We start from the raw sequence: 10,073 nt of genomic DNA on the forward strand, positions 1-10,073 counted from the left end.
GGGCGGCCTCGTGTACTGGACGCCGGCGCTCGGCGCCCACGCGGTCCACGGCGCCTTCGCCGGGTACTACGCCGGTCAGAGCTGGGAACGCGGCAGCCTCGGCTACCCCCGCACCGGGGAGTACCCCGTGCCCGGCGGCGTGCGCCAGGACTACGAGGGCGGTTCCCTGGTGTGGGACGCGAGGAGCGGCCGGGTCACCCGGACCTGAGCCCGGCCGGTCCCCGCCCCGCGTCTCCCCCCGTCCGCGGTCCCCCGCCCGGCGCATCCCGTCACGCCCCCCGCACGCCGAAACCCGTACCACGAGGCGGGGGACCCCGCCGGGACGAGGGGTGGGGACGTGCGCTTCAGGGGGACCCTCGCGGCGGTGTGCGCCGCGGGCACGGTGCTGGGGCTGGCGCAGGGCGCCGCCGCGGCCGGGACGAGCACGACGACGAGCACGGCGACGGGGACGGTGCGCCGCGCCGTCGTCGAGGTCGACCACGCGGCCGGCACCCACCACGACGGCCAGGACGTGCACGTCACCGTCGTGCAGACCCCCACCGGGCCCGTGCGCGTGCCGTCCTCCGACCTGGCGGACGTGCCCACCGGCGCCACCGTCACCGTCCGCCTCGGCCGCGCCGTCCGCGCCACCGGCACGGCCCCGGCCGCCGTCGCCGAGTCCGGCCGCGACGTGCTCGACCACGAGGTGCTGTCCACCCCGCGGCAGCTGAACGCCGTCAGCACCGCCGCGCGGCCCGTGCTGCCCGTCCTCGTCACCGTCCCCGGCGTCGCCGCCGACGGCACCACCGGCGCCGCCCTGGCCGCCTCGATCGCCGAGGCGAGCTCCTTCTACGACCGTCAGACGCACGGCGCCGTCACCTACTCGGCGCAGCCCGCGACCACCGCCACGATCACCTCCACCGTCGCGGGCTCCTGCGACCTCGCCACCGTGGAGCGCGCGGTGCGCTCGCAGGTCGCCGTGCCCGCCGGGACGACCCTGCTGGTGCACACGCCGAAGGTCGCCGCCTGCGGTTTCTCCGGTGTCGCGTGGATCGGTTCCACCGCCGCCCGCGACCTCGCGCTGTGGGTCAACGGAACCTCCGCCCCCGCCGTCGTCGCCCACGAGCTCGGGCACAACCTCGGCCTGGGGCACTCCGGCAGTTCCGCCGCCTGCTCCGGCGGTTCCGCCGACGACGGCCCCCTCTCGGCGTGCAGCAACGTCGAGTACGGCGACTTCTTCGACGTCATGGGCGCCAACTCGTACGCCGCGAACTCCCGCACCCCGCACCTGGGGGAGATGAACGCCGCCCAGCGCGATCGCCTCGCCGGCCTGACGGGTTCCGAGCTGACCGCCGTGGACGCCGCGGTGAGCACCAGCACCGCGCTGCGCCCGGTGGGTTCCGGCACCGGTGCGCAGGCGCTGAGGTTCACCAGCGGCGGCGTCACCTACTACGTGGAGCTGCGCGCCGGCGCCGGCCGCGACGCCGCCCTGTACCCGGGCGGGACGTACTACGGCACCACCACCGCGGGAACCCCCGGGTGGCAGGCGGTCCCCACGGGCCTCACCGTCCGCCGCGTCGAGGGGACCGGCGCCGGGGCGAAGTCGCGCCTGCTCGAACCCCGCGCCGCCGGTGCCCCGTTCGTCCTGCCGGCCGGTGCCGCGTTCACCACCGCCGACGGGCGCACCACCGTCACCGCCGCCGCGGTCTCCTCGTCGGGGGCCACCGTCACCGTCGCGCCCCGCGGGACCACCGCGACGCCCACGCCCACGCCCACCGCGACGCCCACGCCCACCGCGACGCCCACCGCCACGCCGAAGCCGGCCGTCGCGGTCCCCGGTGCGCCGACCGTCACCGCGCCCACCGCCGGCGACCGCTCCGCCGCGTTCACCGTGACGGCCGGCACCACCGGCGGCAGCCCGATCACCGGGTACCGCGTCACCCCCTACGTCGACGGCGTCGCCCAGACCGCGCGGACCCTCACCACGAGCGCCACCACGACGCGGATCACCGTCACCGGCCTCGCGGGCGGCCGCACGTACACGTTCGGGGTGGAGGCCCGCAACGCCGCCGGGTACGGGCCGCGCACCACCACCGCCCGGGTCACCCCGCGCGCCGGCACCACCGCGGTCGTCCCGCGCGCGGCCCGCAGCGTCCAGCGGGTCGCCTGAGCCGCACCGGTGCCCGGTGGCCGACCTGCGTCGGCCGGGCGCCGGTGCGACACTCGTCGCGCCCGAGGAACCCGACGTCAGGAACCGCCGTGCGCCACCGCCCCGCCCCGCCGGCCCTCGCGCTCACCGCGGTCCTCCCCGTGGACGCCGAACCCCGCGGCGCAGGTGGCCGCCCGCACGTCGGTGCCGCCCGCCCGTCCTGACGTCCCGTGCCCTCAAGCGCACCGCGGCGCGAGCCGATGTGGACGGGGTGCCGGGACCGAGGACCACGAGCCGGGCGCGGGCCCCGCACCCGCGCCGGCCGCGCTGACGCGCGCCCCGGTCGTGGAACCCCTGGGCGCCCTGCCGGCGCAGCTGGCCCGGCTGGCGCAGGAGGAGCGCGCACCCCTGCAGGGAGCCCTGGACCTCGCGCACGCCGTGCTCGCGCACCGGGTGGGCGTGCGCCGCGCCGAGGTGCTCGCCCACGAGGGCGGCGACCTCGTGGTCGTCGCCCGGGCCGGCGAGGCCGGGCCGGTCCCCGGCGCCTGCGCGGTGCTCCCGCTGCGGCACGGCGGCACCGAGCTCGGTCTGCTGCACCTGCACGGCGGTGACCCGTCCGCCGTCGACCCGGTCCTGGGGGCCGTGGTCGACCACCACCTCGCCGTGGCGCTGCGCGACGTCGTCGCCTCGCGCGAGCAGGCCGAGCTGCACCGCGTCACCGACGCGGTGCGGCGCCTGTTCGAGGAGGGGGCGCGGGCGGTCAGCGTGGAGGCCGCCGGTCGTCTCCTGGCCGCCGTCACCGCCGACGTCCTGGGCGCCGAGCGGACCGCCGTGATGCTCGTGGACCCCGACACCCGCATCACCCACGTCCTGGGCATCGGGCTGCCCGAGGGGCTGGAGCAGGAGCTGGCGGCGGGTCTGGTGGGCCGCCTGGCCCGCGACTCGCCGGCCTGGCGGCGCGCCACCGACTCCGGCGGCCCCGAGGTCGTCGACGACGCCACCACCGCCGCCGTGCGCCCCGGCGGGTTCGTGCAGACGCTGGGGGTGCGCTCCTACGTGTCGCTGCCGCTGATGAGCGCCGAGGGCCTGGTCGGCAACGCGGTCTGCGGCGACGTCACCCGCCGCCGCGACTGGACCGCGGCCGACCGCGTCCTGGCCCAGCGCCTCGCCCTGCAGGGCGCCGTGGTCGTCGACAACGCGCGCCTGCGCGAGCTGGAGCGGGCCCACCTGCGCCAGCTGGAGCACCGCGCGTTCCACGACCAGCTCACCGGCCTGCCCAACCGGGCCGCCCTGCTGGGCTCCCTCGGCGACGCCCTCGACCCCGTCACCGGGAACGGGCGGGTGGCGCTGCTGCTCATCGACCTCGACGGCTTCAAGCGGGTCAACGACACCCTCGGCCACCACACCGGCGACGTCCTGCTCCAGCAGGTCGCCGCACGGCTGCTCGCCCTGCTGCCCGCCGGTGCGACGGCCGCGCGCCTGGGCGGCGACGAGCTCGCCGTCGCCCTCACCGGACCCGCCGCCGAGGACGCCGCCGGCCTCGCCCGCGCGGTGCACGACCGGCTGGGGGAGCCCTACGAGATCGAGGACCGCACCGTGCGCACCGGCGCCAGCGTCGGCATCGCCCACGCCCCGCGGCACGCCACCGACGTCACCGGCCTGCTGCGCGCCGCCGACGAGGCGATGTACCGCGCCAAGCGCGGCCGCGGCGGGCCGCGCGAGGCCCGGGGGCGCTGACGGCTCCACCCGGGTGCGCGGGCGCGCGGCAGGAGGAGCATCCTGAGCGTCCATGAGCGAGGCCCTCCAGCAACGACGCTCCGACCACGGTTTCCTCGGGCAGCCGAGACCCCTCGCCAACCTCTTCGGCGTGGAGATGTGGGAGCGCTTCTCCTTCTACGGCATGCAGGGCATCCTGCTGATCTACCTGTACTACTCAGCCGCCCGGGGCGGCCTCGGGCTGGACCAGGACACCGCCACGAGCATCGTCGGCGCCTACGGCGGCCTGGTGTACCTGTCCACCATCGTCGGCGCCTGGCTCGCCGACCGGCTCCTGGGCCCCGAGCGCGTCCTGTTCGCCAGCGGCGCCGTCGTCCTCGCCGGGCACGTCGCCCTCGCCGTCCTGCCCGGCCTGCTCGGCGTCGCGGTCGGGCTCGTCCTCGTCGCGTTCGGCAGCGGCGGCGTCAAGGCGACCGCCACCACGATGGTCGGCTCCCTCTACGCCGAGGGCGACGAGCGGCGCGACGCCGGGTTCTCCCTGTTCTACCTGGGCATCAACCTCGGCGCCCTCGCCGGGCCGCTGCTCACCGGGCTGCTGCGCGACGCCGCGGGGTTCCACTACGGGTTCGGGCTCGCCGCCGTCGGCATGGCCGCCGGCCTGGCGCAGTACTGGCTCGGCCGCGGCCGCCTGCCCGCGAGGTCCCGGGACGTGCCCGACCCGCTGCCCGCCTCCCGCCGGGTTCCCGTCGCCCTCGTCGCCCTCGGCGTCCTCGGTGCCGTCGTCGTGCTCGCCCTGCTGGACGTGCTGAACGCCGACCGCCTCGACGAGGTCGTCGTCGCGCTCGTCGTGGTGGCCTCCCTGGCCTACTTCACGATCGTGCTGGGCAGCTCGCGCATCAGCGCCACCGAGCGGCGCCGCGTGCTGGCGTTCATCCCGCTGTTCCTCGCCAGCGTCGCGTTCTGGGCGCTGTTCCAGCAGCAGTTCACGGTGGTCACCGTCTACTCCGACCAGCGCCTGGACCGGAACCTGTTCGGCTGGGAGATGCCGGTGGCGTGGGTGCAGTCCATCAACCCGGTGTTCATCATCATGCTGGCGCCCGTCTTCGCGGCCCTGTGGACGAAGCTGGGCAGCCGGCAGCCGTCCACCCCCGTGAAGTTCGCCCTCGGCACCGCGGTCATGGGCGCCGCGTTCCTGCTGTTCATCCCCATGGCCGGCGGCGGCCCGGCCAGCGCACCGCTGCTGGGCCTCATCGGCATCCTGCTCGTGTTCACCGTCGCCGAGCTGCTGCTCTCGCCGGTGGGCCTGTCCGTCACCACGAAGCTGGCCCCGGAGCTGTTCCGCACCCAGCTCGTCGCGCTGTTCTACCTGTCCGTCGCGCTCGGCACCGCGCTGGCCGGCACGCTCGCCGGGTACTACTCGCCGGACAGCGAGCGCACCTACTTCGGCCTCATCGGCGGCACCGCCGTCGTGATCGGTGCCGTGCTGCTCCTCATCAGCCCCCTGGTGCGGAGGTTGATGAGCGGGGTGCGCTGACCGGGCGGCCGGAGCACCCCGTCCCGCCGCCGGGTCACACCTCCAGCACCAGGCGGTGCGGCACGAACCCCTCCGCGCACCCCACCCGGGACTGGAACCCCCGGTAGCCGGCCTGGTTGCGCACCACCTCCAGGTCGACCATCCGCGAGTCGGCCACCTGGCTGCGGTGGCACCCCAGCGCTGCGGTCTTCTTGTCCAGCGCCGACGTGATGTCCACGAACAGGTGCGGGCGGAAGCCGTAGCTGCTGGGGGACTCGTAGGTGAGCACCTGGCGGCAGTGCCGGGCCGCGCCCAGCGTCGCCAGGGCGACGGCCCGGTGGTCCTGGTGGGTGTCGTCCACGCCGTGCGTGTAGACGACGTCGGCGCCGACGGAGCGGATCGTCGACTCGATGAGGTGCACCAGCTCCAGCTCGTGGTTCGACACCTCCCCGTCCACCAGGCCGCCCCACACCAGGTCCGCGCCCAGGGTGGCGGCGGCCTCGCGCTGCTCGGCGGTGCGGCGGTCCACGTCACCCGGGCCGGCCTGGCCGTGGGTGACGACGAGCATGGTGACGCGGTCGCCGGCGGCGGCGTGGCGGGCGAGGGTGCCGCCGCAGCCGAGCTCGACGTCGTCCGGGTGCGAGCCGACGGCCAGGACGCTGCGCGGGGTGGTGCTCACGGGGTTCCTCCTCGAGGTGGGGGTCGATCGGTGTGGTCCGGTCCGGTCCGGTCTCGCCGGGTGTCAGGTCCCGGAGGTGAGCACGAGGGCGTACTCGGGCCACCAGGTCCCGGCGGTCGGGGCGCCGTCGCGGCAGTCGCCGTCGGACGTCCCGGGTTCCTTCACCCACAGGTGGGCGTCGGCGAGGTCGCTGCCGGTCGCCGTGGTGGGCGTGACCCCGATGCGCGCCGTGGGCGGGTTGCACCAGGCCTCGGGGTCGTCGGTGCGGGACGTCGCCCCGGCACCGTTGCGGCTGGTGTCGACGACGAAGTGCGCCCCGTCCAGGTGCGCGGACAGCTCCTCGCCGTAGGCCAGGGAGTCCTCCGTCGCCTGGAAGTTCGACACGTTCAGCGCGAAGCCGTCGGCGTCGTCGATGCCGGCGGCCCACAGGGCGTCGGCCAGGGCGTCCAGGTCGCTCACCCAGTCGGAGTTCCCGGCGTCCAGGTACACGGTCGTGGCGGGCAGCGCCGCGAACGTGCCGACCGCCGAGGCGAGCGCGGCGTACCGCTCGTCCGCGTCGACGTCCGTCGCGGAGCCGGACACGACCTGGGCGATGGCGTCCGGTTCCACGATCACCACCGCGGGCCGGTCGCCGATGCCGGCGGCCACCTCGGCGGCCCACGCCGCGTAGGCGTCGGTGTCGGCGGCCCCGCCGGAGGAGTAGTGGTCCGCGTCGCGGCCGGGGATGTTGTAGGCGACGATCACCGGCACCTGCCCGGCGGCCTGCGCCGCCGTCGTCAGCTCCTGCGCGCTGGCCGCCGGGTCAGCGTGCTGACCGGAGAACCACGTCGCCACCGGTGCCTCGGCGACCACGGCCAGCTGATCGGCGTCGGCGGTGTTCCCCTCCGCCGCCCACTGCGCCACCTGCACCGCCGCGGGGGAGTCCGGCAGGACGTAGAACTCCGTCCCGGCCAGCGGGTTCACGGTGGCGGTGGCGGTGCTCGCGTGCGAGGTGCTGCCGGAGGTCCCCGAGCAGGCGGCCAGCGCCCCCACGGCCATCGCGACGAGCACCTGCCGCCTCAGGAGGCCTGCAGCCACGTCGTCACCCCGTACGCGTCCACAGCGAGGAGCACCGCCCCCGTGGCACCGACCAGCAGCGCGTTGCGCAGCTTCAGGAACGAGGTGCGGTTCACCGCGTCACCTCCGCGTGCTCCGCGTGCTCCGCGGCCCGGGTGTCCGGCAGGACGATGACCGGGCCGGTCGCCGGCAGCGCGCGCTGCTGAGCCGGCAGCGCCGCGGGTGCGGCGGCCCGGGTGGCGCTGCGGCGGCGTGACCAGGCGGTGACCTTCCACATCGCGATCGGCGCGAAGCACACCGCCACGTCCAGCAGCGTCCACAGCCGCAGGGCCGGGTAGTCGTGGTGCAGGGGGAAGGAGGCGACGAGGCACCCGCTCAGCAGCAGGCCCCACATGACGTGCTGGCGGAACACCACCCAGCGGTCCCCCAGGGACTCCGAGCCCTTCGGCGTCACCTCGAACGGGACCGTGCGGTTGCGGATCGCGTCGACGAGCGCGACGACGTACATGGGGGCGCAGAAGATGGACACCAGCATCCCCAGCGCGCCGGTGCTGGCCTCCTCCTCGTGCGGGCTGACGTTGTAGCGGCGGTTCCAGAAGTACAGGCCGGCCTGCATGACGGCGGCGTTGGCGTACAGCACCAGCCAGGTGCTCACCGCGACCTGCACGCCGCTGGCCCCGGTGATCAGGTAGGCGCAGAGGCTGAAGACGCCCAGGACCCAGGTGATCGCCGCGCTGGGGTAGTACGACATGAGCAGGAAGTAGTGCAGCGCACGTTTCCAGCCGAGCTTCCGAGCGAACTTCCAGTACGTGCGGACCATCACCTCGTCGGTGCCGCGCGACCAGCGGTTCTGCTGGGTGAAGTAGTCCGACCAGTTCGCCGGCCCTTCACCCACCGACAGCACGTCGGGGGTGTAGACGGACTTCCAGCGCCGGCCGGTGCGCCGGTTCCGGCTGGTGTGCCACACCAGCGAGGTGGCGGCGTCCTCGGTGATGGAGTCGGCCAGGCCGCCGATCTCCCGCAGCGCCGACAGGCGCACCGCGTTGTTGGTGCCGACGAACATCGGCACCCCCCACCGGTTCGCGGAGCGCTGGAGCACGCCGTGGAACAGGTACTGCTGGGACTCGCTGGCCTTGGTGACGAAGTTGTCGTAGTTCTGCCCGTACACCTGCGGCCCGACGACGAACGCCACGTCGGGATCACGGAAGTAGCCCAGGAGGCGCTCGGCGAAGTCCGGGTGGGGGACGTGGTCGGTGTCGACCGAGAGCCAGAACTCGTAGTCGTGGCCGTACGCGTCGAACCAGGCGTTGTAGTTGCCGTGCTTGGTCTTGCGGCGGTGCCGGCCGGTCTCCTGGTTCCACTCGGGAACGCCGTGCCGGGAGAAGTGCTTCACGCCGATGCGCTCGCACATCGCCCGGACCTCGGGGTCGTTCCCCTCGTCGAGCAACCAGACGTCCATCGGCCCGTCGTAGCGGATGCGCTGGGCGGCGAGCAGCGTCTCCTCAGCCATCTCGACGGGTTCCTTGCCCGGCACGATGGTGGTGAGGAACGCGATGCGGCGGCCGGGTTCCGGGTGGACCGGGATCGGGTCGGTGAGTGCTGCCGTGGTGCGGACCAGCATGACCACGTTGACGAGGCGCATGAACTCGACCAGGCCCACGCAGCCGACCAGGCCCAGGCCCAGCCAGTACAGCCAGGAACCCGTGTTCGTCGGCCAGTGCGAGGGCATCAGCATCCACGCGAAGAAGGTCACCTGGAACACCAGGGCCAGCGTGAGCAGCACCGCTGCGGGCAGGCGTCGCTTGTCGCGACGCAGGATGCGCTGGTACTGGACCGCGTAGGGGCCCGGGGGTGGTTCTCGCAGTGGGCCGGCGAGTCGCGCGTGGGCTGCGTAGTCGTACTCGACGACGGCGCCCTGGTTCTTCGGCAAGGTTCCCGTCCAGAGGTTCCGTGCGGCCCCGGTCCGGGGCCGTCGCTGGGACCAAGGAACACGGCGCCGTCGTGGGGAACCTGTGTTCCGGACATGCCTTCCCCGCGTCGACACTGAGAGTGAAGGCATCTGCATCTCCAGTGACGATCTTCGCGCATCCGGGGGAACGGCGGACCCCGGGTCGTAAGGTGTCCCCCGGCGGGCGGCGTGGGCCGCCGGAGGAGGGGGAGGACTGTGCGGACGAGGATCAGGACGAGGGCCGCGGCGGTGCTCGCCGCGTTGACGGTGCTGGCGGCACCGGCCGCGGCGCAGGCGGCCGTGTACCCCGGCCCGAACGGCCCGCAGCGGGTGGGCGGTGCCATCGAGCAGGAGTAGTTGCGGCTGGGCGGGGCCCCGGGCGAACCCCTGAACAGCGAGACGCCCACCCCGCTGCGCACGGGTGCGTACAACGACTTCACCCGGCAGGCGATCTACTGGAGCCCCGGCACCGGCGCCCACACCGTCGGCGGCGCGTTCTACGGCTACTGGGGTGCTCGGGGCTGGGAGAACGGCCCGCTCGGTTTCCCCACCTCCAACGAGATCGGGCTGCGCGGAGGGGTCATGCAGCAGTACGAGGGCGGCACCCTCTACTACTCGGCCACCACCGGCGCCCACCAGGTGCGGGGCCGCTTCTACACGCTGTGGGACTCGCTGCGCTGGGAGCAGGGCCCCCTCGGGTACCCGGCCTCCGAGCCGGCTCCCGCCGCCGCCGGCGGGACGTTCCAGCGCTTCCAGCACGGCGCGATCTACGAGGAGGACCGCTTCGCCACCGACTCCCTGGAGGAGCCGTACGCGATCAGCGGCGCGTTCTACCCGAGCTGGGCCGCCCAGGGGTACGAGCGCGGGCGCCTGGGCTACCCGACGACGAACGAGGTCTACTACCCGGGCGTCGTCGTGCAGTACTTCAGCGGCGGCACCCTGTACTGGACGCCGTGCGCGGGCGTGACCGTCGACACCTACGAGTACTGCGGCTGACGTCCCGGCACCGGGGCACCGGGGCAGCGGTGCCCCG

Annotated in this window: 8 protein-coding genes; 5 read left to right on the top strand and 3 right to left on the bottom strand. The window is 74.7% G+C overall.

Annotated features, from left to right (window positions below; translation table 11 throughout):
* From V9U69_RS12485 to V9U69_RS12500, 4 genes are all read left to right on the top strand, one after another.
* Positions 1-208: LGFP repeat-containing protein (locus V9U69_RS12485; RefSeq protein WP_442907759.1), on the top strand; the 208-nt coding region annotated here is incomplete at its 5' end.
* 129 nt (positions 209-337) lie between these two features.
* Positions 338-2,149 carry a fibronectin type III domain-containing protein gene (locus tag V9U69_RS12490; RefSeq protein ID WP_337062146.1) on the top strand — a complete coding sequence of 604 codons (1,812 nt, stop codon included), beginning with the start codon at positions 338-340 and terminating at the stop codon, positions 2,147-2,149.
* Positions 2,150-2,473: 324 nt separating this feature from the next.
* Positions 2,474-3,865 (top strand): sensor domain-containing diguanylate cyclase, encoded by a 1,392-nt coding sequence (locus V9U69_RS12495; RefSeq protein ID WP_337062147.1) that lies wholly within the window; start codon positions 2,474-2,476, stop codon positions 3,863-3,865.
* Between the two features lie 52 nt (positions 3,866-3,917).
* Positions 3,918-5,378 carry a peptide MFS transporter gene (locus V9U69_RS12500; RefSeq protein WP_337062148.1) on the top strand — a complete coding sequence of 487 codons (1,461 nt, stop codon included), beginning with the start codon at positions 3,918-3,920 and terminating at the stop codon, positions 5,376-5,378.
* A 34-nt stretch (positions 5,379-5,412) separates the two neighbouring features.
* Here V9U69_RS12500 and V9U69_RS12505 read toward each other — a convergent pair whose 3' ends face one another.
* The 3 genes from V9U69_RS12505 to V9U69_RS12515 form a co-directional block, all read right to left on the bottom strand.
* Positions 5,413-6,036: a PIG-L deacetylase family protein gene (locus V9U69_RS12505; RefSeq protein ID WP_337062149.1), complete on the bottom strand. Its 624-nt coding sequence runs from the start codon at positions 6,034-6,036 to the stop codon at positions 5,413-5,415.
* Between the two features lie 63 nt (positions 6,037-6,099).
* The gene (locus V9U69_RS12510) at positions 6,100-7,113 is read right to left on the bottom strand and encodes a glycoside hydrolase family 6 protein (protein WP_337062150.1); all 1,014 of its coding nucleotides are present in this window, start codon (positions 7,111-7,113) and stop codon (positions 6,100-6,102) included.
* A 91-nt stretch (positions 7,114-7,204) separates the two neighbouring features.
* Positions 7,205-9,022: a glycosyltransferase family 2 protein gene (locus V9U69_RS12515; RefSeq protein ID WP_337062151.1), complete on the bottom strand. Its 1,818-nt coding sequence runs from the start codon at positions 9,020-9,022 to the stop codon at positions 7,205-7,207.
* Between the two features lie 375 nt (positions 9,023-9,397).
* On the opposite strand from V9U69_RS12515, the gene V9U69_RS12520 reads away from it, so the two are divergent.
* On the top strand, positions 9,398-10,036 hold the full coding sequence (locus V9U69_RS12520; RefSeq protein ID WP_337062152.1) for an LGFP repeat-containing protein: 639 nt from the start codon (positions 9,398-9,400) through the stop codon (positions 10,034-10,036).
* Positions 10,037-10,073 lie beyond the last annotated feature (37 nt).

It is taken from the genome of Kineococcus sp. G2, from assembly GCF_037154035.1.
Taxonomy (GTDB): domain Bacteria; phylum Actinomycetota; class Actinomycetes; order Actinomycetales; family Kineococcaceae; genus Kineococcus.